Below are 222 nucleotides of genomic sequence, written 5' to 3' on the forward strand. Positions count from 1 at the left end.
TATCTTTGATAAGTGACAAAAAAGCAAAAAATGAACATTTTTTTATTTTTTTTGTTCGCTACGTTCTAATAAATAAGGCTACTTATGACGATTTAGATTACTATCCTTTTGGCATGCTAATCCCAAATCGATTTGATAGCATAGAAGATTACCGGTATGGGTTTAATGGTAAGGAAAAAGATGATGAGGTAAAAGGGGAAGGTTTACAATTAGATTACGGAT

The 222-nt window shown here is 31.1% G+C and carries 1 protein-coding gene; it reads left to right on the plus strand.

Annotation, left to right across the window (positions count from 1 at the left end):
• A partial coding sequence (locus tag EQG68_RS15210) for a hypothetical protein (RefSeq protein ID WP_222845224.1) occupies positions 1-222 on the plus strand: 222 nt, incomplete at both ends.

The organism is Flavobacterium piscinae, from assembly GCF_004122145.1.
GTDB classification, from domain to species: domain Bacteria; phylum Bacteroidota; class Bacteroidia; order Flavobacteriales; family Flavobacteriaceae; genus Flavobacterium; species Flavobacterium piscinae.